Annotated in this window: 25 protein-coding genes; 11 read left to right on the forward strand and 14 right to left on the reverse strand. The window is 59.3% G+C overall.

Annotated features, from left to right (window positions below; genetic code table 11):
* Nucleotides 1–17: 17 nt before the first annotated feature.
* The 5 genes from rplI to PL597_RS19745 all read right to left on the reverse strand — a co-directional run bounded on the left by rplI (nt 18) and on the right by PL597_RS19745 (nt 3,787).
* Nucleotides 18–593 carry a 50S ribosomal protein L9 gene (gene rplI / locus PL597_RS19725; RefSeq protein WP_077982571.1) on the reverse strand — a complete coding sequence of 192 codons (576 nt, stop codon included), beginning with the start codon at nt 591–593 and terminating at the stop codon, nt 18–20.
* A gap of 14 nt (nt 594–607) precedes the next feature.
* Complete coding sequence (locus PL597_RS19730; protein WP_077982570.1) at nt 608–1,582, reverse strand: DUF2232 domain-containing protein; 975 nt, start codon at nt 1,580–1,582, stop codon at nt 608–610.
* A gap of 148 nt (nt 1,583–1,730) precedes the next feature.
* A complete protein-coding gene (rpsR, locus tag PL597_RS19735; RefSeq protein ID WP_003502063.1) occupies nt 1,731–1,979 on the reverse strand; it encodes a 30S ribosomal protein S18 in 249 nt (82 codons plus the stop codon).
* Between the two features lie 13 nt (nt 1,980–1,992).
* Nucleotides 1,993–2,454, reverse strand: a complete 462-nt coding sequence (rpsF, locus tag PL597_RS19740; RefSeq protein ID WP_003502065.1) for a 30S ribosomal protein S6 — start codon at nt 2,452–2,454, stop codon at nt 1,993–1,995.
* 289 nt (nt 2,455–2,743) lie between these two features.
* Complete coding sequence (locus tag PL597_RS19745; RefSeq protein WP_271366060.1) at nt 2,744–3,787, reverse strand: aldo/keto reductase; 1,044 nt, start codon at nt 3,785–3,787, stop codon at nt 2,744–2,746.
* Between the two features lie 225 nt (nt 3,788–4,012).
* Between PL597_RS19745 and fabD the strand changes: the two genes are divergently transcribed.
* The 7 genes from fabD to gmk all read left to right on the forward strand — a co-directional run bounded on the left by fabD (nt 4,013) and on the right by gmk (nt 11,030).
* The gene (gene fabD / locus PL597_RS19750) at nt 4,013–4,957 is read left to right on the forward strand and encodes an ACP S-malonyltransferase (RefSeq protein WP_089153231.1); all 945 of its coding nucleotides are present in this window, start codon (nt 4,013–4,015) and stop codon (nt 4,955–4,957) included.
* Between the two features lie 82 nt (nt 4,958–5,039).
* On the forward strand, nt 5,040–5,777 hold the full coding sequence (fabG, locus tag PL597_RS19755) for a 3-oxoacyl-[acyl-carrier-protein] reductase (protein ID WP_003520726.1): 738 nt from the start codon (nt 5,040–5,042) through the stop codon (nt 5,775–5,777).
* Nucleotides 5,778–6,127: 350 nt separating this feature from the next.
* The gene (locus tag PL597_RS19760; protein WP_003502080.1) at nt 6,128–6,364 is read left to right on the forward strand and encodes an acyl carrier protein; all 237 of its coding nucleotides are present in this window, start codon (nt 6,128–6,130) and stop codon (nt 6,362–6,364) included.
* Between the two features lie 250 nt (nt 6,365–6,614).
* Nucleotides 6,615–7,877 (forward strand): beta-ketoacyl-ACP synthase II, encoded by a 1,263-nt coding sequence (gene fabF, locus PL597_RS19765; protein WP_077982567.1) that lies wholly within the window; start codon nt 6,615–6,617, stop codon nt 7,875–7,877.
* A 307-nt stretch (nt 7,878–8,184) separates the two neighbouring features.
* Entirely contained in the window at nt 8,185–9,405 is a 1,221-nt protein-coding gene (gene mltG, locus PL597_RS19770; protein ID WP_077982566.1) for an endolytic transglycosylase MltG, read from the forward strand.
* A 67-nt stretch (nt 9,406–9,472) separates the two neighbouring features.
* Nucleotides 9,473–10,360, forward strand: coding sequence for a YicC/YloC family endoribonuclease (locus tag PL597_RS19775; RefSeq protein ID WP_137410052.1), 888 nt, complete (start codon nt 9,473–9,475; stop codon nt 10,358–10,360).
* Between the two features lie 4 nt (nt 10,361–10,364).
* On the forward strand, nt 10,365–11,030 hold the full coding sequence (gene gmk, locus PL597_RS19780; protein WP_269824195.1) for a guanylate kinase: 666 nt from the start codon (nt 10,365–10,367) through the stop codon (nt 11,028–11,030).
* Between the two features lie 13 nt (nt 11,031–11,043).
* On the opposite strand, the gene PL597_RS19785 is transcribed toward gmk, so the two are convergent.
* The 8 genes from PL597_RS19785 to PL597_RS19820 all read right to left on the reverse strand — a co-directional run bounded on the left by PL597_RS19785 (nt 11,044) and on the right by PL597_RS19820 (nt 19,587).
* Nucleotides 11,044–11,493 (reverse strand): type II toxin-antitoxin system VapC family toxin, encoded by a 450-nt coding sequence (locus tag PL597_RS19785; RefSeq protein WP_271366061.1) that lies wholly within the window; start codon nt 11,491–11,493, stop codon nt 11,044–11,046.
* The gene (locus PL597_RS19790) at nt 11,486–11,740 is read right to left on the reverse strand and encodes a type II toxin-antitoxin system Phd/YefM family antitoxin (protein WP_269824197.1); all 255 of its coding nucleotides are present in this window, start codon (nt 11,738–11,740) and stop codon (nt 11,486–11,488) included. The genes PL597_RS19785 and PL597_RS19790 overlap by 8 nt, the downstream gene beginning before the upstream one ends.
* A gap of 89 nt (nt 11,741–11,829) precedes the next feature.
* Nucleotides 11,830–12,660: a 16S rRNA (adenine(1518)-N(6)/adenine(1519)-N(6))-dimethyltransferase RsmA gene (rsmA, locus tag PL597_RS19795; RefSeq protein WP_271366062.1), complete on the reverse strand. Its 831-nt coding sequence runs from the start codon at nt 12,658–12,660 to the stop codon at nt 11,830–11,832.
* The gene (gene pdxA / locus PL597_RS19800; RefSeq protein ID WP_271366063.1) at nt 12,660–13,682 is read right to left on the reverse strand and encodes a 4-hydroxythreonine-4-phosphate dehydrogenase PdxA; all 1,023 of its coding nucleotides are present in this window, start codon (nt 13,680–13,682) and stop codon (nt 12,660–12,662) included. Before pdxA ends, rsmA begins: the two co-directional genes overlap by 1 nt.
* 26 nt (nt 13,683–13,708) lie before the next feature.
* On the reverse strand, nt 13,709–14,656 hold the full coding sequence (locus PL597_RS19805; protein ID WP_077982977.1) for a SurA N-terminal domain-containing protein: 948 nt from the start codon (nt 14,654–14,656) through the stop codon (nt 13,709–13,711).
* A 295-nt stretch (nt 14,657–14,951) separates the two neighbouring features.
* Nucleotides 14,952–17,333: an LPS-assembly protein LptD gene (locus tag PL597_RS19810; protein WP_269824200.1), complete on the reverse strand. Its 2,382-nt coding sequence runs from the start codon at nt 17,331–17,333 to the stop codon at nt 14,952–14,954.
* Nucleotides 17,333–18,421 carry an LPS export ABC transporter permease LptG gene (lptG, locus tag PL597_RS19815; protein WP_271366064.1) on the reverse strand — a complete coding sequence of 363 codons (1,089 nt, stop codon included), beginning with the start codon at nt 18,419–18,421 and terminating at the stop codon, nt 17,333–17,335. Before lptG ends, PL597_RS19810 begins: the two co-directional genes overlap by 1 nt.
* The gene (locus tag PL597_RS19820; RefSeq protein WP_217004539.1) at nt 18,418–19,587 is read right to left on the reverse strand and encodes an LptF/LptG family permease; all 1,170 of its coding nucleotides are present in this window, start codon (nt 19,585–19,587) and stop codon (nt 18,418–18,420) included. The genes lptG and PL597_RS19820 overlap by 4 nt, the downstream gene beginning before the upstream one ends.
* Before the next feature lie 299 nt (nt 19,588–19,886).
* Between PL597_RS19820 and PL597_RS19825 the strand changes: the two genes are divergently transcribed.
* Both PL597_RS19825 and PL597_RS19830 read left to right on the forward strand, forming a co-directional pair.
* Nucleotides 19,887–21,380 (forward strand): leucyl aminopeptidase, encoded by a 1,494-nt coding sequence (locus tag PL597_RS19825; RefSeq protein WP_077982975.1) that lies wholly within the window; start codon nt 19,887–19,889, stop codon nt 21,378–21,380.
* Nucleotides 21,381–21,405: 25 nt separating this feature from the next.
* Nucleotides 21,406–21,855, forward strand: coding sequence for a DNA polymerase III subunit chi (locus PL597_RS19830; RefSeq protein ID WP_269834437.1), 450 nt, complete (start codon nt 21,406–21,408; stop codon nt 21,853–21,855).
* A gap of 202 nt (nt 21,856–22,057) precedes the next feature.
* Here PL597_RS19830 and PL597_RS19835 read toward each other — a convergent pair whose 3' ends face one another.
* Nucleotides 22,058–22,984: a Gfo/Idh/MocA family protein gene (locus PL597_RS19835; RefSeq protein WP_077982557.1), complete on the reverse strand. Its 927-nt coding sequence runs from the start codon at nt 22,982–22,984 to the stop codon at nt 22,058–22,060.
* A 445-nt stretch (nt 22,985–23,429) separates the two neighbouring features.
* Between PL597_RS19835 and PL597_RS19840 the strand changes: the two genes are divergently transcribed.
* Both PL597_RS19840 and PL597_RS19845 read left to right on the forward strand, forming a co-directional pair.
* Entirely contained in the window at nt 23,430–24,506 is a 1,077-nt protein-coding gene (locus PL597_RS19840; RefSeq protein WP_269834439.1) for a GGDEF domain-containing protein, read from the forward strand.
* Nucleotides 24,507–24,618: 112 nt separating this feature from the next.
* Nucleotides 24,619–26,559: an EAL domain-containing protein gene (locus tag PL597_RS19845; protein ID WP_269834440.1), complete on the forward strand. Its 1,941-nt coding sequence runs from the start codon at nt 24,619–24,621 to the stop codon at nt 26,557–26,559.
* The last annotated feature ends 118 nt before the right edge of the window (nt 26,560–26,677 follow it).

Below are 26,677 nucleotides of genomic sequence, written 5' to 3' on the forward strand. Positions count from 1 at the left end.
GACCGTTAGGCCAGATCTTATTCGTCGTCGCCGTCGCGGTCAGCTTCCGGGTCGAAGAAATCTTCCGGACGCAGCGCGTCTTCGTCAACGCCGTAAATGGCGTCAGCGGAGGTGAGGCTTTCGCCCTTGGCCTGACGCTCTGCTTCTTCAGCCGAACGGGCAACGTTCAGCTCGACCTGCAGCTCGACTTCGGCGTGCAGGTGCAGGGTAACGTTGTGCAGACCGATGGTCTTGATCGGCGTGTTCAGTTCAACCTGGTTGCGGCCGATGTTGAAGCCTTCGGCGCCGAGGATTTCAACGACGTCGCGAGCAGCGACAGAACCGTAGAGCTGGCCGGTTTCGCCAGCCGAACGGACGACGATGAAGGACTTGCCTTCGAGGGCTTCGGCAACCTTCTGGGCTTCCGACTTGCGCTCGAGGTTACGGGCTTCAAGCGTTGCGCGCTCGGTTTCGAAACGGGTCTTGTTGGCAGCATTGGCGCGCAGCGCCTTGCCCTGCGGCAGCAGGAAGTTACGGGCATAGCCGTCGCGAACCTTGACGGTTTCGCCCATCTGGCCGAGCTTGTTGATGCGTTCGAGAAGAATAACGTCCATCTTCTTGATCCTTTCTAGTTGTTGGTTTCGTTCGTATTGTCGGTTTTCCGCGTCGGAGTAAGAGAGATCGTGCTGCGCACGTCGCTCAGGCCGAACACGAGAATGATGAACAGCGGAAAGACAAAGACCGCCGAGAGATATGCGAGAATGAGAACCGGCAGACGCCAGTCCTTTCCACGCGCGCGCTTGTGCAGCGAGGCGTAACCCGCCATCAGGAAGCCCGCGCCGAAGGTGCCGCAGATGACCGCTCCGACCATGGCCGCGACGCCGCCAAGGAACATGGCGACGATGCCAGCGAGGAAAATGAAGATGGCGTTGCGGTGCATGCGCAGTGCCGAAGCGATGTCCTCGCGCGGGCGAAGACCCTTGCCGAAGGTGCCGACCACTCGCGTCGCGAAATAATAGGCGGCAAACAAAAGGATGACCCAGAGGCCGCCCTGAACGATCGGCAGCATCAGCACCAACAGGGTCTTTGTTTGCGCCAGCGCCTCGACATTGGGCTCGAACAGGGGTTCGCGGCTCTGAACCGAGGTCATCATCACATCGACCATGCGCGCGACGAGATCGGGACCGTAACCGATCATCCAGCCGAGAATGACGACGGCGACGGAAACCAGAATGCACAGATGCAGCACGATGCCGGAAAGCGGATACCATGCAAGCAGATCATCCGGGCCGCCGAGTTCGGAGGCCGGGCGCGCCAGATTGGCCAGATGCGAAAGCCAGCCCGCCGGAATCAGCGTGAAGATGGCAATCGTCAGCGCGAAAAGCGGCGACATGACCAAAGCACCTATGATGGCCGTGGTGATGATTGCGATAATGGCGGCGCGGTTGCCCCAGCCCATGCCGGCGATGAAAATCGGCATGGCGGAACCGGCATAAAGCAGGAAAGAAAGCGACGACTGTGCCGTTGCGCCAAGCGTTAAAAACGCGGCGCATATGCCGGCGAGAACGCCGGAGATCAGCACTGTCTGATTCAACTTCTGCACGTCGCTGTCCTGCTGAAACTTAAGCAGTTAGAGGATCGCTCCTTGGAGCCTCATCCCCAACATGGGTTTTTTGGTATCGATCCGCGCCCAACGCGGAAGGATTGAGATAAAGCAAGGCCGCGCCAAAACGCAGCCTCGCTTCAATTCATTATGCTACGACGTAAGGCAGCAGGCCGAGGAAACGGGCGCGCTTGATCGCCTGGGCGAGTTCGCGCTGCTTCTTCTGGGAAACGGCCGTGATGCGGGAAGGAACGATCTTGCCGCGCTCGGAAATGTAGCGCTGCAGGAGACGAACGTCCTTGTAGTCGATCTTCGGAGCGTTGGCGCCGGAGAAGGGGCACGTCTTGCGACGGCGGTGGAACGGGCGGCGTGCCTGGGAAGAGGATGCGTCAGCCATAGGTCAATTCTCCTTATGCACGGTCTTCGCGCGGACGGCGCGGACGGTCTTCGCGGTCGCCGAAGCCACCTTCGCGCGGTGCGCGGGGACCACGATCTTCACGCGGGCCACGGTCCGGACGGTCGCCGTCACGGCGCGGACGGTCGTCGCGATCGCGCTTCTGCATCATCGCGGACGGGCCTTCTTCGTGGGCTTCGACGGCGATGGTCATGTAGCGAAGAACGTCTTCGTTGATGCGCATCTGGCGCTCGACTTCATGGATGGCGGCCGCCGGAGCGTCGATGTCCATGAGAGCGTAGTGAGCCTTGCGGTTCTTCTTGATGCGGTAGGTGAGGGACTTCAGACCCCAGTTCTCGACGCGTCCGACTTTACCGCCGAACGATTCGATAACGCCCTTGTACTGCTCGACAAGTGCGTCAACCTGCTGGGCAGAAATATCCTGCCGGGCAAGGAAGATGTGTTCGTAAAGAGCCATTTAAGCTTTGCCTTTCTTGCGTTTCGTCCTTCACCCGGCAACGGCGCTAAGCCTCAACGACTGCTCCTGAAAAGGCGTGAGCCTTAAAGCAAGAAAAGCGTTGTTCGAGACGGTCGAGAGCGGAGACACGGGAGGCCGGAAAAACCTTATGGTTCCTGCTGTTCCGTTACCGGAACCAGCCCTCCGTTCAGCCACCAGCCAATTGGACCGGGTGTTGTGAACAGCGCGCTTATACGCAATTTTGCCCGGAATGCAAGGGCAAGGGGCGAAAAAGCGCGCCGTGATCTTGTCAGATCGGCATCGGATATTGCCGGTGGATCGCCGCGATACCCTTCAGCAGGTCTTCCGACAGGGCCACATCGGCCGCCGCAATATCCACCTTCAACTGTTCCATAGTGGTCGCGCCGATGATCGCCGAGGCCATGAAGGGGCGGGTGAGGCAGAAGGCGATGGCGAGCTGGGCCGGGTCTACCCCATGTTCGGCGGCAAGGTCCAGATAAGCCTTGACCGGCGCTTCCTGATGCGGCTGCAACCGGCCGCCCAGATCCTTGTTGATGGTGCCGCGCGAGCCCGCCGGGCGGGCGCCGTTCTGGTATTTGCCGGTCAGCAGCCCTGCCGCCAGCGGCGAATATGCGAGCAGGCCGACGTCCTCGTGGTGCGCGACTTCCGCCATGTCTAGATCGAAGCTGCGGTACAGCAGGTTGTATTCATTCTGAATGGTGGCGACGCGCGGCAGGCCGTTAGCCTCCGCGATATCGATATATTTCTGCGTGCCCCAGGCGCTTTCGTTGGAGAGACCAATGGCGCGGATCTTGCCGGCCTTCACCAACTCGCCGAGCGTTTCGAGCTTTTCGGTGATTTCGGCGAGCGTGCGCTTGGTGTCCTGGCCGGAAGCGTCAAAGCTCCATGCGCCACGGAAATGATAGGTGCCGCGATTCGGCCAGTGGATTTGGTAGAGGTCGATATAGTCGGTCTTCAGGCGCTTGAGGCTGGTGTCCACCGCCTCGCGGATGGCTGCGGCGTCGATATCGCGACCGCCACGAATGTAGTCACGTCCAGAGCCTGCGACCTTGGTGGCGAGCACGACCTGATCGCGCTTTCCGGTCTTTTCAAACCAGGTGCCGATATAGTCTTCCGTCCGCCCCTGCGTTTCGGCGGAAACGGGGGTGGTAGGATAAAGTTCTGCCGTATCGAAGAAATTGACGCCGTTTTCGACGGCGTAATCCATCTGCGCGTGCGCGTCGGCTTCGGTGTTCTGCGTGCCCCACGTCATGGTGCCGAGGCAGATTTCAGACACGGAAATACCCGTGCGGCCCAATAGTCTTTGTTTCATGGAAATGTCCCGGTGCTTGGCCAGATAGTTTGGAAGGTGGGGTGAAAGTAATGGGGATTTGCCGCAGTGCAAGAAAAAATATGATGAAAAGAAAAGGGGAAAACAGGTCGGCAAAACCCCTGGCGAGCGCCCGCCATGGGGCTTCAAGCCTTGACTTCGCTGGCGGGAATGTGAATGGAAGTCGACAAGAATAAAGGCAGCGCCAGACAAGAAGGACGACATCCCATGGGTATTGCATTCACTTTTCCCGGACAGGGAAGTCAGGCCGTCGGCATGGGCAAGGAGCTGGCGGATACCTATCCGGAAGCGCGCGCCGTGTTTCAGGAAGTCGACGAGGCGCTCGACCAGAAGCTCTCCGATATCATGTGGAACGGTCCTGAAGAGACGCTGACGCTGACCGCTAACGCCCAGCCGGCCCTCATGGCGGTGTCCATGGCGGTCATGCGGGTTCTCGAAGCGCGCGGTTTCAAGCTGTCCGATACGGTTTCTTATGTCGCCGGCCACTCGCTCGGCGAATATTCGGCGCTCTGTGCCGCCGGCACCTTCTCGGTTGCCGATACCGCGCGTCTTCTGCGCATTCGCGGCAATGCCATGCAGGCCGCCGTGCCGGTGGGTGAGGGCGCCATGGCGGCGATTATCGGGCTTGAGCATGACGCCGTTTCGGCAATCTGCGAAGAAGCGGCCATTCTCGGCGTCTGCCAGATCGCCAATGACAATGGCGGTGGCCAACTCGTCATCTCCGGCGGCAAGGCCGCCGTCGAGAAGGCTGCGGCGATCGCGTCCGACAAGGGCGCCAAGCGCGCCATTATGCTGCCGGTTTCCGCCCCCTTCCACTCCGCGCTGATGGCGCCGGCGGCGGAAGCGATGCGCGAGGCTCTGGCGAAAGTCGAGAAGCACAATCCGGTCGTGCCTGTTATCGCCAACGTGCGCGCCGCTCCCGTTTCCGACGCCAATGAGATCGCCGCCCTGCTGGTCGAGCAGGTGACGGGGCAGGTGCGCTGGCGCGAGACGGTAGAATGGTTCGCCGCCAACAATGTCACGCAGCTTTACGAGATCGGCTCCGGCAAGGTGCTGACGGGCCTTGCCCGCCGCATCGACAAGACGGTGAACGGCGTTGCCGTCAACGGCGCTGCCGATATCGACCAGCTTCTTGCCACGCTTATCGGCTGAGACGGATACTCCGGCTGCCGCATTCATCGGGCGCAACAGCGCTGAACATTTTCAGTCCGAAGCTCTAAAGAAGGAATAGGACATGTTTGATCTGACAGGCCGCAAGGCTCTCGTAACCGGCGCAACCGGCGGCATCGGCGAAGAAATCGCCCGCCTTCTGCACAGCCAGGGCGCAACCGTCGGCCTGCACGGCACGCGCGTTGAAAAGCTCGAGGCGCTGGCGGCGGAACTTGGCGAGCGCGTCAAGATTTTCCCGGCCAACCTTGCCGACCGCGCCGAGGTCAAGGCGCTCGGCGAAAAGGCTGAAGCCGAACTGGAAGGTGTCGATATTCTCGTCAACAATGCCGGCATCACCAAGGACGGCCTCTTCGTGCGCATGAGCGACGAGGACTGGGACAACGTCATCGAAGTGAACCTGACGGCGATGTTCCGCCTGACGCGTGAGCTGACGCATCCGATGATGCGCCGCCGTTTCGGCCGCATCATCAACATCACCTCCATCGTCGGCGTCACCGGCAATCCCGGCCAGGCCAACTATTGCGCTTCCAAGGCCGGCATGATCGGTTTTTCGAAGTCGCTGGCCCAGGAGATCGCCACCCGCAACGTCACCGTCAACTGCGTGGCGCCGGGCTTCATCGAAAGCGCCATGACCGGCAAGCTGAACGACAAGCAGAAAGACGCCATCATGGGCGCCATTCCCATGAAGCGCATGGGAACCGGCGCTGAGGTCGCCTCGGCCGTTCTTTACCTCGCCTCCAACGAGGCGGGCTACATGACCGGCCAGACCCTGCACGTCAATGGCGGCATGGCAATGATCTGACGACGCCTAAGGCTGTCATGAAAAGGATTGCGGCGCTGTTTAAGCACCTTCTTGGGTAGCTGGCGCCGCAAGGCTCCGCCGACTGGTTTTCGGCGAAATTGCCTGTCATACGCTGTGCTTAGCGCGTTTTCAGGCTTTTCGACCGATTGAAACCATGTTAAGCGGGCCAAGACTGTGAACAGTCGTCCCGGAGAGACAGGAAGCCGTTGCGATTTTGCGTGACGATGTCTAGCTTGGAACGGGTTGAACGGGTTTGCCAGCAGCGCCGGATTTGAACGGCGCATGAGGGCTTCTAACAGGGCAGGGTGCCGCAAGGCATTCCCTTCAAAATAAAGGTCGAGGAAACCGACATGAGCGATATCGCAGAACGCGTAAAGAAAATTGTAATTGATCATCTTGGCGTTGACGCCGACAAGGTTGTCGAAGGCGCCAGCTTCATTGACGATCTGGGCGCTGATTCGCTCGACACCGTTGAACTGGTCATGGCTTTCGAAGAAGAATTCGGCGTTGAAATCCCCGACGACGCAGCTGACTCGATCCTGACGGTCGGCGACGCCGTCAAGTTCATCGAGAAGGCCCAGGCCTGATCGACCTTCATCGGGAGGGTGACATATCTTCCCGTCTTGGCCCGGCCTGTCCGGGCCAATGTTTTATAGGCAGACGGTGGGTGCCGCAAAGGCACGCTTTCCCGTTGTCCTAAAGGTCACGGGCTGCAATAACGCTGCCTGTAACCTTCAAGCAAAGATTGAGACGTACTGCAGCCTGCCGAGAGTGCCATCTCATGGTGCCCGGTGTTGCAGGAAGACCGATGATTTGGATAAGGGCGGAGCGTTGGCGATGAGGCGTGTCGTTATCACCGGTACCGGCATGGTATCTCCTCTTGGATGCGGAACGGAAGTGACCTGGGAACGGCTTTTGGCCGGCCAAAACGGCGCCCGTCTCGTGACTGAATTCGAAGTCGAAGACTTGCCCGCAAAGATCGCCTGCCGTATTCCCGTCGGCGATGGTTCCAACGGCACTTTCAATGCCGATGACTGGATGGAACCCAAGGAACAGCGCAAGATCGATCCTTTCATCCTGTACGGCATGGCTGCCGCCGACATGGCGCTTGCCGACGCAAACTGGCATCCGGAAACGGACGAGGACCAGATCGCGACAGGCGTTCTGATCGGCTCCGGCATTGGCGGCCTGGAGGGCATTGTCGAGGCGGGCTATACGCTGCGCGACAAGGGCCCGCGGCGCATTTCCCCATTCTTCATTCCCGGCCGCCTGATCAACCTCGTATCCGGCCAGGTTTCCATCCGCCACAAGCTGCGCGGACCGAACCATGCCGTGGTGACGGCCTGCTCGACCGGCGCGCACGCCATTGGCGATGCTGCCCGTCTGATCGCGCTCGGCGATGCCGACGTCATGGTCGCCGGCGGCGCCGAATCGCCGGTCTGCCGCATCGCGCTCGCCGGCTTCGCCGCCTGCAAGGCGCTTTCCACACAACACAATGACGATCCGCAGAAGGCCTCGCGCCCCTATGACCGTGACCGCGATGGTTTCGTCATGGGTGAAGGTGCGGGCATCGTCGTTCTGGAAGAGCTGGAACACGCCAAGGCGCGCGGCGCGAAGATCTATGCGGAAGTCGTCGGTTACGGCCTCTCTGGCGATGCCTATCACATCACCGCACCGTCCGAGGACGGTGAAGGTGCCTATCGCTGCATGTCGATGGCGCTGAAGCGCGCAGGTCTCACGCCTGACGATATCGACTACATCAACGCTCACGGCACCTCCACCATGGCCGATACGATCGAGCTTGGCGCGGTCGAGCGGCTTGTCGGCGAATCTGCATCGAAGATTTCCATGTCCTCCACCAAGTCGGCGACCGGCCATCTTCTCGGTGCGGCGGGCGCTATCGAGGCGATCTTCGCGACGCTTGCGATCCGCGACAACATCGTTCCGCCGACGCTGAACCTCGACAATCCCGATGTGGAGACGAAGATCGATCTCGTGCCGCACAAGGCGCGCAAGCGTAAGGTCGACGTGGCGCTCTCGAACTCCTTCGGATTCGGCGGCACCAACGCCTCCCTCGTGCTGCGTCGTTACGAAGCATAATGCGGCGGCTCTGCCGCCGCTGGCGCCCTCCCACCGGGTGCTGACAAAGGACGTTCTTTCATTTGAAGAACGCATTGCGGCCTGTGAAAGCTATTCCGGTTTTCGCGCCGCTATTGTAGTCGTTTTATGGGAAGCGTTTGCCGGTGCCGGCTGCTCCCTCAATCGGCTTTGTCCGAAACGATGTTCGTGAAGCGGAACAGCAGGCTTCACGATACCTCTATGTGGTGCGGGACGGCATTCCGAACCTGTTTTTGCCGCATTACCTGCGCAAAAAGCGCTGACAACGCCGAACTGAAAAGGACCGACGGTGAGCGACACGAACCAGAACAGCCAGGGACCATACGGACAAACCGGCGCGGGCGAAGGCAATCGCGGCCCGATCATTCCGAAATCCCCGACGGAGGCGCTGCGGCCGGAAAAAGTGCCGGCTCCGCCCAAGCGCTCCCGCAAGGCCCACGGCCAGCTTGTGATCTTCCTGAACTTTCTGATGACGCTGGCCGTCGCCGTCTGTGTGCTGGCCATTGCCGCTTTCTATTACATGATCAATGCGTTCCAGGAGCCCGGTCCGCTCCAGACGAACACCCATTTCACAGTGCGCAACGGCGCAGGCATCATCGAGATCGCCAATAATCTCGAACGCAATGACATCATCTCCAACGCCCGCGTTTTCCGCCTGATGACCGGCAGCTATCTGCAGAAGGACCAGACGCTGAAGACGGGTGAATACGAGATCAAGGCTGGCGCATCGATGAAGGACATCATGGTGCTGCTGGAGTCCGGCAAGTCGATCCTTTATTCCGTGTCGCTGCCGGAAGGCCTGACCGTGAAGCAGATGTTCGCACGTCTTGCTGCGGATGAAGTTCTGGACGGCGAGCTTCCCGCCACGCTGCCGCCGGAAGGCAGCCTGCGCCCGGATACCTATCGCTTCACCCGCGGCACCAAGCGCGAAGAGATCATCAACCAGATGAGTGCGGCGCAGGACAAGCTGATCGACATGATCTGGGAACGGCGCGATCCCGATCTGCCGATCAAGACCGTCGAGGAATTCGTGACGCTTGCCTCGATTGTCGAGAAAGAAACCGGCAAGGACGACGAACGCGCCCATGTCGCCTCCGTGTTCTACAACCGCCTGAAGAAGGGCATGCGCCTGCAATCCGACCCGACGATCATCTACGGCCTGTTCGGTGGTGACGGCAAACCGTCGGACCGCCCGATCTACCAGTCGGACCTGCAGAAGCAGACGCCGTTCAACACTTATGTCATCAAGGGCCTTCCGCCGTCTCCCATCGCCAATCCGGGCCGCGCGGCACTTGAGGCGGTCGCCAATCCATGGCGCACGGATGACCTTTATTTCGTTGCTGACGGCACCGGCGGCCACGTCTTTGCCAAGACGCTTGAAGAGCACAACGCCAATGTTCGCCGCTGGCGCAAGATCGAGGCTGAGAAGGCTGCTTCCGGCGCCAATCCCGATGTTGTCGTGGATGGCCAGCCAGGTGGAACCGAGGCGGAGAAACCCGCCAACAACTGATAATCTCGACCGGGCTCTGTGATCCACAGGGCCCGGTTTTGTAAGGCATGACGGGGGGCTTTCAGATATGACATTGCAATCGATGACCGGCTTTGCGCGCAGCGAAGGAACCTCCGGCCGTTACCGCTGGGCGTGGGAATTGCGGTCCGTGAACGGCAAGGGGCTCGATGTGCGCCTGCGTCTGCCGACCGGTCTTGAAGCGCTGGAAACGGCCCTGCGCGAAATCGCAGGCGAGCATCTTTCCCGCGGTAATATCCAGGCGGGTCTGACGCTGGCGATTGCGGAAAACCGGCTGGAGGCGGTGGTCAACCGCGATGCTCTGGCGGCTGTTCTGGCGCTGAAAAAGGAGCTTGGCGATGTCGTGGAAGACAAGCCGCTGAGCTTCGACACGCTGCTGACGCTGCGCGGGCTCGTCGATTTTCGCGAGGCGGAAGACGATGCGGAGGTTCAGGCCGCGCGCAACGATGATGTGCTTGCCGGTTTCGCCGCCGCGGTCGAGAAGCTGAAGGATATGCGCGAGCGCGAAGGGGCTTCGCTGTTTGCCATCCTGTCCGGTCACATCAACCGAATCGAGCAGCTCGCAGACATCATTGAAAACGATCCTTCCCGCCAGCCCGAGCAAATTGCGGCACGGCTCGCCCAGCAGATCGCCCTCATCGGCGACGGCTTGCACGGGCTCGATCGTGACCGGCTTCATGCGGAGGCGGCGCTGATCGCCACCAAGGCGGATCTGCGTGAAGAGATCGACCGGCTGCACGCCCATGTTCAGGCGTCGCGGGAGCTTTTGGCCAATGGTGGGCCGGTTGGCCGCAAGCTCGATTTTCTTGCACAGGAATTTAACCGCGAGTCGAATACAATCTGTTCCAAATCGAACGCCAGTGCGGTAACCGCAGCGGGCATAGAGCTGAAAGTGGTGATCGACCAGTTCCGCGAGCAGGTCCAAAATCTGGAGTAGACCCATGGCCCCGGTGAATAATTCTCCCGTCACGATTGCCCGCAGAGGGTTGATGCTGGTGATTTCTTCGCCATCGGGCGCGGGAAAATCCACGATTGCGCGCAACCTGCTCGACAAGGACAAGAATATCGGCCTGTCCGTCAGCGTCACGACACGTCCGCGCCGCCAGAGCGAGATTGACGGTATCCACTACCATTTCATTTCCAAGCGCGATTTCGAGCGCCTGCGCGACAGCGACGCGCTGCTGGAATGGGCCGAGGTTCATGGCAATTTCTACGGCACCCCGCGCGAGCCGGTGGAAGAAGCCATGGCCGCAGGCCGCGACATGCTGTTCGATATCGACTGGCAGGGCGCCGAGCAGCTTCAGGACAAGATGAAGGCCGACGTCGTTTCGATCTTCATCCTGCCGCCGACCATGACCGAACTTCAATCTCGCCTGCATCGCCGCGCCGAAGACACCGAAGAGGTCATCAAGACCCGGCTCCTCAATTCCCGTGCCGAGATCGAACACTGGCGCGACTATGACTATGTCATCCTCAATGACGACCTGCAGGCTGCCTTCGAGGCCGTCGAAGCAATCGTGAAGGCCGAACGCGTCCGCCGCGACCGCCGCCACGGCATGTTCGATTTCGTGCGGGCGTTGCTCGAGGAAGAGCCAAAGCTCGGTTGAAAGCCGTTTTGTTCTATTTCTGGAGTGAGGCCGGCAAATCGACTTGAATTCCCAACGGAATGAAGTGCTTCAGATTTTCGGTTGTCACGGTCAGATTATAGACTTGAGCGGTGGCGGCGATGATCAGGTCGGCAAGGCCGGGATGACGGCCCTTGCTGTTTGCCACATCCTCTATCGCACCCGCTACACGGGCAACCGCTACATCCATCGGCAATATTCGATCTCCGAAGTTTTCGGTCAGAGAACTCAGCCAGTCGTTCAGACGCTTGGCGCGATCGATGGCACCCTTGCGAACAAGATATGCTATTCCCTTTTGGATTTCGGCAACGGTCATCGCTGACAGATAAAGTGCATCGGCCTCGCCCTGTACATGGAACCATGTGCGGGTCGCTTCGGATGGGATTGGCTTGTCGGGAGCAAATCGGGATATGATATTGGTATCGAGCAGGAAGCCGTTACTCAAAATCGATGTCCCTCATGGTCGAAGGATTGCGCGACAAATCCACGCCGCCGGGATAGGTTAGCAGGAAATCACCGAAATTGGCGGGTGGCGTCTTCAGCGCCTTTTTCGCTGCTTCGGCCGCCTCGACGGAAACAAGCACCGCTGCCGGTTTACCGTGACGTGTGATGGTCACGAACTCGCCCTTCGCTGCTTCATCGATCAGTGTGGCAAATCCGGCTTTTGCTTCGGCAACGCTCATGCTCGACATATCCGCCTCCAAAAATGACCATATATGGACATAATAGTAGAGCGCAGAGTTGCAAGCAACCTCCGTCGTTGCATCGGCTTTACGTTAGCTTACAGGCAGTTCGCCAGCGTCACGAATTCCTCCACCGACAGCGTTTCCGCCCGGCGCGTGGGATCGATTCCCGCTTTTTCCAGCAGCGTTTCTCCGCCAAGGCTCTTGACGCTTTGGCGCAGCATCTTGCGGCGCTGGCCGAAGGCGGCTTCCGTGACCCTTTCAAGCTTGGCCACGTGGCAGGGCAATGGCTTGTCCTTCGGCAACAGGTGCACGACGGTGGAGGTGACTTTTGGCGGTGGGCTGAAGGCCTGCGGCGGGACGTCGAAGGCCATTTCGGAAACCGTGCGCCAGCCGGCGAGAACGCCGAGACGGCCGTAGTGATTATCGCCTTCTTCGGCCACGATGCGCTGCCCAACTTCCTTCTGGAACATCAACGTCATGGATAGCCAGAAGGGCGGCCACGCCTTCGGCAGCAGCCAGTTGACCAGCAATTGCGTGCCGACATTGTAAGGCAGGTTGGCGATGATGCGCACAGGCTCGCCGGCGGGAACCAGCGCCTCGAAATCCGTCTTCAGCGCGTCGCCCTCGATAACCTCGAGCCGTCCGGGATAATGCGCTTCGATTTCCGCAAGAACGGGCAGACAGCGGCTGTCGCGCTCGACAGCGATGACCTTTTTCGCACCAAGTGACAGAATGGCGCGGGTAAGGCCGCCGGGGCCGGGGCCGACTTCGATCACCGTCACGCCTTCGAGCGGCCCGGCCGTACGGGCGATCTTCTGGGTGAGGTTGAGGTCGAACAGGAAGTTCTGTCCGAGCGATTTCTTCGCGTCGAGCCCGTGGCGCTGGATGACATCGCGCAGCGGCGGCAGTCCGTCGATGGCCGCCATTATGTGTTGGCCCGGCTGCGGAGCGAAATGTCCGCCGCCATCTTCAGCGCCGCCACAAGGCTCGCCTCATTAGCGATGCCCTGGCCGGCAATGCCGAAGGCGGTGCCATGGTCGGGCGAGGTGCGGATGAAGGGCAGGCCAAGCGTGACATTGACGGAATCGTCAAAGCCGAGCGCCTTGGCCGGAATGAGCGCCTGATCGTGATACATGCACACCGCCACGTCATAACGCTTGCGGGCGGCATCGTGGAACATGGTGTCGGCGGGCAGGGGGCCAAAGGCATCGATCCCGTCCTTCCGCAACCGCATGGTCGCCGGGTGAACGATATCGCGATCCTCGGTGCCGAGTGCGCCATCTTCCCCCGCATGCGGGTTGAGGCCGGCAACCGCCAGACGCGGCGCCTCAATGCCGAATTTCTGCCGGAGATCGGCATCGATGATGCGGCAGGTCGTGACGATCAGCTCTTCGGTAAGAGCGGCGGGCACGTCTTTCACGGGGATATGGATCGTCACCGGGACGACACGGACCTTGGGGCCGGCAATCATCATGACCGGTATGACTTGCTCCCCGGTCTCGCGCAGGGCGAGATCGGCCAGAAATTCCGTATGACCGGGAAAGCCGAAACCGGCCTCGTATAACACCGATTTTGCGATCGGATTGGTGACGACGGCCGCAGCCTTGCCCTCGACCGTGAGGGAAACGGCGGTCTCGATGGCCTTGATTGTCGCGTGCGCCGCTCCGACATGCGGCTGACCCGCCTGCACTTCGAAGCCGACGGGAAGGGAAAGGATGGGGAAGGCTTGTTCGAACAGGTCGACGGCGCTTTCCGCACCGCAGGTCTCGATATTGACCGGCACGCCGATCAACGCCGCGCGGCTCGCTACCACATCGGGGTCGCCGATGAAGATGAAGGGCGGCATGCCGTTCTCCCGGCGCTTGGCCCAGGCGGTGATGGCGATATCAGGGCCGATACCGGCTGGATCTCCCTGTGTCAGGGCAAGCGGCAGGGATGCATATGTCACGGAAAGACCCGGCTCTTTAATCAATATCAGGTGTTGACGATCTGCGCCTTCTTGCGCAGCTCATCCATATATTTCTTTTCGTTCGGGTTTTCGCCGTCCTTGGCCTTCATCAGATCTTCGGACTTGAACACCATTTCCGCCGCGTAGTCGTCGGAAACCTGGCGCTGCTTGCAGATGGCCAGATATTCGACGCCCTTTTCGGTGACGCGCGTGCCGGTGGTGCCGCCTTCCTTGGTCTTCTCCACCAGCGCCTTCCAGTCTTCCGGCAGCTCCGGCGCCAGAATGCGGCCAAGGTCCTTGATCGCAACATCACGCATGGTCGCGGCGAAGCTCATGGCCTGGTCGCAGCCGGGATAACGCTTGCGCGAGGCTTCAGCCTCAGCCTTGCGCTTGCCGGTAATGGCCTTGCGCTTTGATTCCGGTATCACGAAGATAACCTGCTGCAGAAAATATTCCGTGGTGACGGGCTTGTCGCCACGTTCCTTCAGGCGGGTAACGAGATCCTGCGTCGACATCTTGCCGCGTGCGCCGTAACGAGCGTTGACAAGACGCGGCCAACTCATCTGAACGGCGATGAAGGCCTTGAAATGGTCGGCGCCGACGCCCGCCTGCGCAAGCACCTTCGTCAATTGCTGCGGGCTCATCTTGTTGTTGCCGGCAAAGCGCGCGAAGGCCGCATCGACATCGTCGGTGCTGACCGACATCTTGACGCGGGCGATTTCCTCGCGCTTCAGCGCTTCATCGACAAGCTGCTCACGCGCCTTTTCATTGAGATTACCGGACTGGCGCTGCAGCTTGAGGAAGGCGACGCGCTTGGCAATATCGTCGTTGGTGATGGGTGTCTTGTTGACGACGATCTTGACGGTGCTATCGGCGAAGGCCTGGCCGGTATAGGGCACAACGGCCATGGGAACGGCGAATATCGCAAAGGCAAAAGCAGCGCCACGCAAAGCCGTCTTTCCGAAATTCATCATATCCTTCTCCCTTTCGTCGGGCAGGGTCCTGTTGCCCTGTCCCGCCAATCTGTTCTGCCTGATGGGGGAATATTGAACTTTCCCGCTTTCAGACCTGCACCTGTGCGTCCGCACCGCGAATTTGCCACGTATATATCATCGCGATCCGCAAGACGGCAATGTGTCGGTTTGTTGAAAGAAAACCCGATAGGTTCCATGTGCGGCCGACATTGGCGTGTTGTTGCGGCGAAACCGTGGCTTTACTGGCCAAATGGTAAAAAGGCAGGTCACGATGCTGCGTAACCTGCCTCTAAACTCAGTAGTTGTTTGGCTTCCAGCCGATATCCATGTCGTTCCAGTCCTCATTGGCTGAGCCGATGCTGATATCGCCGAGCGTGCGGAAGGCCAGACGCGCATTGATCGACCAGTCATTGGCGGCCTGACGGCTGGAATTGATATTGCCTTCGTCCGAATAGCTGACCGTCAGGATTGTGCACTCATCCTGATAGGCAATACCGATACGGCGTTCAGCGGCAAACTTCCCGTTCAGATCGTAATTGATCGATCCGAAAAGCGACCAGTTGTCGTCCATGCGCAGCGTGCCGGACGCCTGAATGATGTCGCGGTCTTCGTTATAGCCATATTTCGGCTGTGCCTTGACCTGCGTATAGCTGAGCTTGCCGGTAAGGCGACGGTCCGAATAGCTGATACCGGTTTCCGAGCGGTTGATGTCGAAATCGTCCTTGTCGAGACGCAGGCTCGACGAGAGCGAGAGTCCGATCGGCGCATCGAAAGCGGCCATGGCGACATAATCCGAACGGTCGGATTCGAGGCCGGAATTGGCGCCTGCATTGACTAGATCGTAAGACGCGAAGGAATTGTCGCCCGCCAGATGGAAGGACTGGCCGGCAATGGCGCGAATGCCGTAACCATTGTCGAACGTGCCGTTATAGCGGAAGCCGAGATTGGCACGCGTACCGCCTTCGATGCGGTCGAAGCCGGAGAACTTGTCGCGCTCGAAGAGGTTGGTAGCGTCGAACACAAAGGCTTGCGAGTCCTCGTTCGGGAAACGACCGGAATATTGCTCGTTCGGCCGAACGAAAATCTGCGCGATAGGCTCGATCACGTGGCTGCTGTTGAGGGCCGTGAACAGCCAGGGATAACGCACCTCAAGGCCACCGGTGACCATGCCACGCAGGGCAGCATCGTCATGGATCATGCCTTCATAGGCATAGGATGTACCGCCGGAGGTGAAGCTTGCCGCATTCATGTCGGTCCACAGCGCGTCGCCGCGCGCAGCAAGGATCGGCGTGATCTGAAGACCGCTATCCATCGTAATGGTGCGCTTCCATTCCGCTTCCGTGGTCCAGCGCGTATAAGAGCCTTCCAGACCGTTGAAGCGGGGGAAGCCGCCCATCGCGTAGGAATCCTGCGTCGAACGGCTGATGCTCGTGAAGTTCGTGGTCAGCGACAGTTCACCGCCATAGATCGGATCCGGCAGGAAGTAACGATAGTCTACGACCGGATGAACGATCGCCTGCTTGCGTTCCTTGAGCTCCGAATTATCCGTGTCCTGAACGTTGAAATAATAACCACGGGCCTCAAAGCTGTTACGCTCGCCAGTGCCCGTCAGATAAATCTGGTTGGTCTGGACGTCGTTCTTGTAGCCCTTGAGGTTATAGGTGCGCGAGAAGTTGTTGTCGGACTGCACCATGGCGTCCCAGCCGAAAGCCCAGCGCGGGTTGATGCTGAAATCACCCTTGGTTGCCACCATGCCGCGCTGATCGTTCAACGCGTCACTCGTTCCGGCGTTGAAGGTGTCAGACGACTGCTGGCTGATGCCGGCAATCGTCAACGTATGCATGCCGCTTTCGAAACGGTTCCGCAATTCGCCCTGCAGCAACAGACCCTGCTTGGTGTAGTAGGTCGGCGTGATGGTCAAATCCGACGTGTCGGAAAGAACCTGGAAATAGGGAACGCCAAGGCCAAAACCAAGCTTGTTGGTCAAGCTCATCTGCGGGAACAGGAAGCCCGATTTACGCTTCACTGTGTTGTCCGGAACCGTGAGGAACGGCAGATAGGCGATCGAGTGGCCGAAAAGCTGAAGGCGGGCCTTTTCCAGCCGCACCGTATGGGTCTTGCCGTCCTGAATGACGCGCTCGGCCTTGACCTGCCACAGCGGCGCCTTTTCGGGCCGTTCGGCGCAGGGCAGACAGGCGGTGTAGACGCCGTTGTTGAGAACCATCCGGTCGCCTTCGAGACGCTCGGCGCTTTCACCCGCAATGCGAGTGTTATCCGTTGTCTCAACGCGCAGGGCATTGACGAAGCCCTGACCGAAGTCATCGGTCACGTCCATCTCGTCGGCATAAATCTTGTTGCCGCCCGGCTCGATCAGCTCGATGTTGCCATGGGCGATCACGCGGCCGGTCTGCTGGTTGTATTCCACCTGCTGGGCCACCATACGGTAGCCCGAATATTTCATGCGAACGACGCCCTTCGCAATCACGCGCTGGGAATCGCGATTATAGGTCAGTTCATTTGCTGTAAGCAGGAGTTTCGAATCGTCTTGGCTTGCCGACGCAAGCAAACCATCCTGGCCGAAAGCGACCGGGCTGGATGCCAAATACGCGCACACAGCGGCACCTGTCAGAAGGGCCGTCCAAAGCCGCCTGATATTCCCGCGGTCAATTACCGCCACTAGCCGTCCTCCTGATGAAGCAGAATGGTTGCCCCCAAAGCCAACGCCACGATGACTGGAACCCAGACCGCGACGGTGGGAGGGACAACACCACCACTCCCGAATGCCCTTACGAGCACGGTTACTACATAAAGCACGAAGCCGGAAACGATTCCACCCAGAATCACGGAGCGCGATTGGGCGAAGCGGCTGAACTTTAATGAAACGGTCGCGGCGATCAAGGTCATCGCGACCAGAAGCAGGGGCGTCGATAGCAGGAAATGATACTGCGTCTCAAGCGCCTTTGAAGATAGTCCAAAGGACTTTGCAACTTCGATCTTGTGAGAAAGGTCAAAGAAAGCAACGGTTTCCGTCTGCGTCATGCGTTCCTGGACGAATTCCCGTCTCAAATTGGTACTGATCCGCATGCTCTCTTGCCGAACTGACACATGCCCGGCGCGCGTTTCCGAAACGCCGTTAAGAAGCCAGTAACCATCTTCCAATTTAGCCGACTTCGCATCCTTGCGCGAGACGATGTTTCCGTCCTTGTCGATGTCGATCAGAACCACGTCGAGAAGCAGCGTTCCGTTGTCCTCGAAGCTCTTGGCGCCGATGATCGTATCCTTGCCGCCGCTCGACTGGCGCATCCACGGAACGATCTCCTGCTGGCGGCCGCCGCCCGCTTCGTTGCGCAGGCCGGCTTCCATTGCCAGCGACTTGTTTTGGCCCCATGCCGCGATGGGGTTCAGGATCGCGACCGACAGGATGCCGATGAAAACCGCGCCGAGCACGAACGGAAGGATGAACTGCCAGGCGGAAATGCCGGCGGCGCGCGTCACCACCAGCTCATAACGCCGGTTGAGCGAGATCAGCGTCGTCATGCCGACGAAAAGCGCGATGAAGGGCACGGTCTGCTGCAGGATCAGCGGCAGGCGAAGCGCCGTCAGGCCAAGGGCGGCCGGAACGGAATAGCCGGGCAGGCCGGACATGCGCCGTGCCGTTTCGCTGAAATCGGCAAGGTAAATGATCGAAGATACGCCGAGCACGAACCAGATGGCGGTGATCAGATATCGCTTCAGGAAATACCGGGAGAGCGTGTTGAAAATCATGCGCTGCCGCTCCCAGAGTTTTTGGCCATCCGGCTGGAGAACAGACGGCGCAGACGACCCATCGCATCGGCGAGGATTGTCGGCATTTTCGGCTTTCGTCCGGTCAGCAGAATGAAGGCGGCAGCGCCGCCGCTAAGGCCCGGCACGGCATAAACCAGGGGAATGAAGGCCGCGCTCTGCTTGACCTGATTGGTGACGTAAAAACCAAGCCAGCGCAGCATGAAGGCCGTCACCAGTGCGGCCACCATCGGATGCAGGCGCGCCTCGCGGTGCGAACGGGCGTCGGCGGCGATGACCAGCGAAATAAGCGCGAAGGAGAAGGCGAACATCCAGTCCGACAGACGCTTGTGCAACTCGCTGCGGAAGTTTTCCGGTGAGCGCTTGTAGCTCGCATTGTTCTCGTCGGGCGCGAGAAGGAAGCCGAGGCTGGCGTCGCCCGGAGAGAGCGACGGCTCGGAATCCTGCTTCTCCGACATGGTCGAAAGATCGAAGGCATAGGACAGGAACTTGACGATCGAGACCTTGCCGTCCGGCGTCTTCTGCTGCACTTCACCGTCGCGCATGGTGAGCGACGTGCCGCTTTCATCGATCATGCCTTCCTTGGCGTAATAAATGAGGTCGAAATTCGGATCGCGGCGGTCGGCGACGAACAGGCCTTTGAGAATACGGCCCTGCCGCTGGGCGATCTGCACGTAAAGGCCATCCTGAATGGTGCGGAAAGTCTTTTCCTCGATCACCGAGGACAGGAGGTCGGCATAGGCGGCGGCCACCATCTGCCGGGCGGAGCTGCGGGCGGGCGGCTCGATGAAATTGGTGATGGTGAAGGAAAAGGCGCTCAGAACGGCGGCCAGAATGAGAACCGGGCGATACATCACCGACCGCGGCGATCCGGCCGCATCAATGATGGCAAGCTCGGAATCGTTGTTCATCGTCGTGAAAATCTGGGTAATGCCGATGACAAGCGCAAAAGGCAGGACGACTGGGATCAGCGTCGGCAGGATCATGGTCGCGAGCGCCATGAAGGAACCCATCGACTGGCCCGTATCGGTGACGAGATTGATTCTCTGGAGAACCTGGATGGTCCAGATGATGGCCAGCACCGGCAGCAGCGCGACCAGAAACATCTGCGTTGTCCGCCGCAGGATATAGTTCTCGAGAAGCTTCATACGGCCCTGTTCGACATTGTTTTTACGTGCGATCGCTCGCCGAATTTTCGTCTATCTAATCGCATCGTTTGCAATTGGCTATTCCGGCGCGCTCACAAATATGTTTTGCGCGACGATTTTTCCGCTGCCTGTGTCTTTTTGTGAAACAAGCTGTCGGTTTCATGACGTGATTTCGCATTCCACAAAAATGCCTTTCCTTTAACGACTGTGGGGCTTTAAAGAATGCAAGGGTTGCGCCCGGGGCCGAAAAGGCCATGATCATGCGCATCGTGCAAGTCGTAGAAGAAGAGCAGGAAAACATGTCCGCCAAATTCGATATTTCTTTCGCCAATTCCGCCGTGCTGGAAAATGCGCTCGCCGTTGTGCTGCAGGCCTCGGGTGAGGCTCAGGCCGTCGCCGGCGCCTCCGAGGCCGATCCGGGCGGTGTGATCGAAAGGGCGGCGAAGATCGCAGGTTTTTCCGCAAAATCCATGGCGACGCTCGATGTGATCGCACCGCAGGGTTCCGCCGCCGATCGTTTGCTTGTCATCGGTCTTGGCAAACCATCCAAACTGGTTGCGCACGACTGGTTGCGTGCTGGCGGTACTGCGGCCGCCCATTTCAAGAAGGCGGAAAAGGTCGTTATCTATCTCGACGCACCGAGTGTCGAGGTTGGCGCACGGGCGGCAGGTGATTTCGCGCTTGGCCTGCTGCTGCGTGCCTATAGTTTCGATGCCTACAAGACCAAGAAGAAGTCGGACGACGAGAAGGCGCCGAAGAAGGTCGAGGTTGTCATTGTCACCGCCGCTCACAAGGAGGCCGAGAAGGCATTTGCCCTGTCGCAAGCGGTCGCGGACGGTGTGATTCTCGCGCGCGATCTCGTCAACCTCCCGCCGAATATTCTCGGACCTGTCGAATTTGCCGAGAAGGCCGAAGAGCTGCGCAAGCTCGGCGTCGAGGTGGAAGTCCTCGGTGAGAAGGAACTGAAAAAGCTCGGCATGAACGCGCTTCTGGGCGTGGCGCAGGGGTCGGCCCGTCCGCCGCGGCTGGCGGTCATGCAATGGAACGGCGGTTCAAAGAAGGATGAGCCCATCGCCTTTGTCGGCAAGGGCGTCGTATTCGATACCGGTGGTATTTCGCTGAAGCCGGGCCTCAATATGGAAGATATGAAGGGCGACATGGGTGGTGCTGCGGCCGTTACCGGCCTGATGCACACGCTGGCGGCCCGCAAGGCCAGGGCGAACGTGATCGGCGTCATTGGCCTGGTCGAGAACATGCCCGATGGCAATGCCCAGCGCCCCGGCGATATCGTCACCTCCATGTCCGGCCAGACCATCGAGATCATCAATACCGATGCCGAAGGCCGGCTGGTTCTGGCCGATGCGCTCTGGTACACGAAGGATCGCTTCAACCCGAAATTCATGGTGAACCTCGCCACGCTGACGGGCGCGATCACGGTTGCGCTCGGCAATCTTCAGGCCGGTCTTTTCTCCAATGACGACGAACTTGCAGCGCGCCTCACGCAGGCGGGCGATGTGACGGCGGAAAAACTGTGGCGCATGCCGCTCGGCAAGGATTACGACAAGATCATCGATTCCAAATTCGCCGACATGAAGAACAGCTCGGGCCGCCTTGCGGGTTCCGTCACCGCTGCGCAGTTCCTCAAGCGTTTCGTGGGCGAAACATCCTGGGCGCATCTCGATATCGCCGGCACCGCCATGGGCTCGCCGCTGACCGAGATCAACCAGTCCTGGGGCTCGGGCTATGGTGTGCGTCTTCTGAACGAACTCGTTCGCGCCCATTACGAAGATTGAAGCGAGCGGAGCTGCGCGTCTGCGAATGACTGAAATTCTGTTCTACCACCTGACGGAATCGAAGCTGGAGGACGCGCTGCCGCCCTTGCTTGAGAAATCGCTGGAACGCGGCTGGAAGGTCGCGATCCAGACGGTGGGCGAGGAGCGCCGTGATTTTCTCGACACGCATCTTTGGACCTTTCGTGACGACAGCTTCCTGCCGCACGCCACCGATATTTCGCCCGCACCGCAAAATCAGCCGATTCTCCTGACGGCGTCGGGCGAGAACGCCAACGCGGCAAGTGTCCGCTTTCTCGTTGATGGCGCCGAGCCGCCGGCGGTTGAGGCTTATGAACGCGTCGTCTTCATGTTCGACGGATACGATGCCTACCAGCTGGAAATGGCACGTAGCCATTGGAAGAGGCTGAAGACGGAGGGGCACTCCCTGACCTATTGGCAGCAATCGCCAGAAGGCCGCTGGCAGAAAAAAGCCTGATCCACCAGAGACCGTGCCTCCCCGACAGGCGGTTGATGCCCGTCTCGGCATTGGTGGTGCACTTGCCCCTTCATGTGGATGCAGACCGCATGGGGCCGCTGCACAGCATCGAAGAGCGCTGTATGAGGCCAAAAATTCAGGGCGCGACCGTTTCGTCAGCCGCGCCCTTTGAATCAGCGTTCTTGGCAAGCGTTTCGGCTTCTCAGTCGTAGAAGGAATCCACGAATTTGTGACGGCCGAGCAGGAAAGCGTCAGCCACATGGGTCAACGGCGCGAGGTCGACATCGGAACGGCCTGCCTTGATGATTTCCGAGAAACGCTCGTAAAGAGCAGGATATTCCCGCTCCGGCTGGGAGAGCTTTTCTTCGCCGTTGATCGAGAGCTTCGCACCGCCTTCCGAAAGCACCATCTGTCCCGCGGCCGTCTCGGCAACGATATCCCAGCTTTGCTTGCCGGTCTGACGCCAGTCGAATTCGGCATGGACGGGCATTTTCGTCACATCGGAAAAATGCAGGTCGGCGGCGATCGGGGCGTCGCGGTTTTCCGGGAATTCGAGTGTCGCCTTGGTCAGGAACAGCGCGCGCGGCAGGATATGGGTGATGATCGAAAGCGCATTGATGCCGGGGTCAAACACGCCGAGACCGCCTGCCTGCCAGATCCAGGCCTGGTTCGGGTGCCAGTGACGCACATCCTCTTTCCAGATGACATGCACGCTGTCGATTGTCGTCGAGGCCAAAAACGCCTTCGCAGCCTCGACCGCGGGCGCATAACGCGAATGCCAGCTCGCAAACAGTGAAAGGCCCTTCGAATCCGCCAGCCGAGCGAGATCCTGCACTTCCGAAAGGGTGGCGCCCGGCGGCTTTTCAAGGAAGACATGCTTGCCGGCATTCAGCGCTGCGTAAGCCGCCTCATAGCGATATTGCGGCGGCATGCACAGCGACACCGCATCGATATCAGGCACAGCCTCCAGCATGGCCTCGATGGTGCCATAGGAAGCGACGCCGTCCACGGTGCCGTGACGGCTTGCGGTGCAGATCAACTCAAAATCCGGATTGCCTGCAATGGCGGGAAGATGCTGGTCGCGAACGATTTTGCCGACGCCGACGATGGCAAGCTTGGTGGCTGACATGAAGTGGAACCCGTCTGAGTGCTGCGTGGGATAAAGTGTGATTTTTACAAGTTTCTAGCAGAAACGCTCCAAGGAGCAAGGTGATCGTTTCCATGCGGCGCGTCTTTTTTCAAGCCGTAATATCGCAACAAGTTTCGGCGTGTGTATCCGCAGATCAATTAATATTCGATTGTTTCAAATATTTTTCTGGATTATTGAGTGTTGTTTTTGAATTTTGATAGTTATAGTGTTAATTTTCTCCGATGTATTATGCAATTATCCGTAATAATTTTATATTTCAGTTGAATATATTTTACGAAGCAGGTGTTTTGTGTTTTTGTTTGAAGATGATCGTTTGTCTGGCTTTCTTCGGAAAGTCAACGAAAGCAGTCGGAAATTCAATACATATGGATTGATTTTCGGTGTCATCCTTTACAATCTCTACGTGTTTGTGGACCTAAGTCTGGTGCCGGATATCATCTGGCTGGATCTGACGGTCCGTCTGCTTATCATCACGCCGCTTCTTTTTCTTTATTTTCCGGCACGATACTATGCGCTCAGGGAGCGGGCGGATGCGGTGGCGCATGAGGTCCTTCACGGGCTGGGCTGCATGTTGGTCGTCGCATCGATCATGTTCATCTACGCCAATGCTCGGACCTCGTCGGCGAGCGAATATTACATGGGTATCGTCACCGTTGTCCTCTATATGAACACGATACACCGAAAACCGTTTCCGGTTGCGGTCATGGGAACGGTCGGCTGCATGGCGGTTTTCATCGTCGGCATGGAATATGTCACCGTGACGAGTGAGGTGGCCAAGCTGCCGGCGATCATGTGTTCCGTCGGCATCAGCGCCGTCTCGCTGTTTGCGGCCTATCGTATCGAACAGGTGGAAAGGCGGGATTATCTGGCCTCGCTGCGTGAAAAGACTTTGCTGCAGAGGATCCAGAGGGCAAATCACGAGCTTCAGCAGCTTTCCAATACCGACCAGCTCACCGGCATTCGCAACCGCCGCAGCTTTGACGAAGCGGCGAGCCACGCCTCGGGCGGCAGCGGCCGGCCCCGGGCGCTCATCCTTCTCGATGTCGATTATTTCAAGAAATATAATGACTCAGAGGGGCATGTGGCCGGCGACGACTGCCTGCGCAGGGTCGCCGGCAGACTGCGCAACGCCCTTTGTAGGGACGATGGCGACAGAAGTTTTGTCGCGCGTTACGGTGGCGAGGAATTTGTGGTTCTGCTCGATAATTGCGTTGTTTCCGCCGCGCTCGCCATTGGCGAAAGGCTCAGATTGGCCGTGATCGACGAGGCCATACCCCATCTTAACCGCCCCGACGGACGAGAGATCGTAACGGTCAGCCTCGGCATTGCCGTTTCCGGTGACGGCAGGGAAATCATATACGAGATGGTGAACCGGGCCGATGTGGCGCTTTACGAGGCGAAGCGTCAAGGCCGCGATCGGCTGGTACTCGCCTCCGGGAATATTGGAGCGATTGTCGAGCCAGCGGAGATTTACGACGTCGAATCCGCGATGTCGGGATAGGGCGGCGAAGGTCTGGCGATGTGTTGTAAAGTCTGCGCTGCCAGAAGCAGGATTTGTGAAGGCCAGGTGCCGGAATGCGGGCGCCAGAACAAAATATAACCGGGGAACGCAGATGATGGAATTGATCGCCGCACAAGCGGCAGCATCGGCTGCCGAGCTTCCATTCCTGCTGCTTCAGGCTGCCGCCGTGATTGGCATGGTGTCTGTGCTTATTCTCGTGCGGCGAAATATAGCCCTCGAGGACCCGCGCTATAAAATCTATTACGGCGTCATCTTTGGAATGGCGGGCTTTCTGCTGACGCTGCTGGTGTCCGAATTCATCAAGCTGCCCTCCAAACCCTATATCCGCTCCGAACTGCTGTTTCTGGCGGGGGTGCTTGGTTCCTGGCAGGGCGGGCTGATCAGCCTGTCCTTCGTGGCGGCGGGGCGTCTCATGTTCGGTGGTCCCGTGCTGTTTTTTGCGGCCCTGCAGGACATGGTCGTCATTTCGGCCAGCGGCATCATCATGTATGGCTGGATGCGCAAGCGCCGCCTCGCCGATCTGGGAATTCGGGATATCCTCACCGTCTTCGCGGTGAGGTTCATTGCGGTGCTGCTTGCCGTCTCGGTCTCGTTCGCGCTTGGTCTGATCGATCAGGCGCTGTATTTAAGTGTCGTAGGCCGCCGAACCTTGGGCGCCGTCGCCGTCGGTCTGCCGATGTTCTTCTGCCTGTTCATCCTTCTGCGCAACGAGGCGCGGGCACGGGAAGAGACAAGGCAACGCGAAACGGCGGCACGCACGGATTCGTTGACCGGCCTGCCCAACAGGCGCGCCCTAAGGGACCATATAGAAGCGATGATGCGGCAGGAGCCGGCGGTTTCGCATGCCCTCATTCTGATCGAGATCGTCAATATTGCCGATGTCGCCGCCTGCGCGGGCGAGGACTGGAGCGATCTTTTCTGGCCGAGGCTGGCGCGTGAAATCTGCGACAGGGAGGACGGCCTGCTATGCAGCTCCGATACGCCGTGCAGCTTCATGTTCGGCGATACGACGCTTGCGGTCGTCATGCGGGGGATTTCGCTGGAGAAGTCCGAAAGTACAAAACTCATGATGCATCTGCATGACGGGTTGAGCACGTTTTGCCGCTTGGCTGAGGCGGGGCCGGTGCCGCATCTCAAAATCGGTGCGGCGAATCTGGACAGGCTTTCCCGGCAGAACACGGCCTCGTTCCTCCGGCACCTCAGCCTCGCGCTAAAGGGAAGCGATCATCCGGTGCAGATTTTCCCCTTCTCCTTTGCCGAGAAAGCGACACGGGACGAGGCGGTGCGGCAGATGCTGGTCAACTGGATCAAATCCGGCACGCCGCCCATTTGTTATCAGCCGAAATTCGAACTGCGCAATCGCCGCATGATCGGCGCTGAAGCGCTCCTGCGCGCGGTCGATGCGCGGGGGCAGGCGCTATCGCCTTATTATGTGTTGGAGATCGCCGAACGCCATCGGCTGCTGGTGGAATTCGAATGGTCGACGATAGAAGCCGTCGTGCGTGACCTTCGAGACCTGCAGGGCCTTGAGGCGGATTTTCATCTGGCGGTGAATATCTCCGCATCGTCTTTTGCGAGCGCGCATTTCGCAGACCGGGTCGTGGCGCTGCTGCACGAAATGGCGGTGCCGGCGCATCGCCTCTCAATCGAAGTGACGGAGATGAGCAGAATACCGACCACTGACGTCGTACAGCAGAATTTCGACACGCTGATTGCCGCGGGCGTCCGGCTGGCGCTCGATGATTTCGGCACCGGTTATGCCGCACTCACTTTGCTCGCGCGGTTCCCATTCGAAGAGGTGAAGATCGATCACTGGATGACGTCGAGGCTCGACCAGTCGCGGTTCAGGGAGGCCATCGCGCTCGCTTTCGAGAGCGCCGAGCGCTATGGTGCGAAGCTGGTGACGGAAGGCATAGAAACCGAGGAACAGAGCCGGCTCCTCATGCAGATGGGCATTCGCTTCGGGCAGGGTTATCTTTATTCCCCAGCCGTACCGCTTGCGCGATTGCAGCCGCGCAGGGCTTGCGCTTAGCGCGAAGGCCAATGGCGGTCAGGGGTGAATTCGGCGACCGCTGCATTGAATGTTTTCCCGGTCTGTGCTGAGAAACTCCTTCGGTCGCAACGGCGCAAACGCTGTCGAATGCGCGCGT

The sequence above is a fragment of the Agrobacterium sp. ST15.13.013 genome, assembly GCF_027956525.1.
GTDB lineage: Bacteria > Pseudomonadota > Alphaproteobacteria > Rhizobiales > Rhizobiaceae > Agrobacterium > Agrobacterium salinitolerans.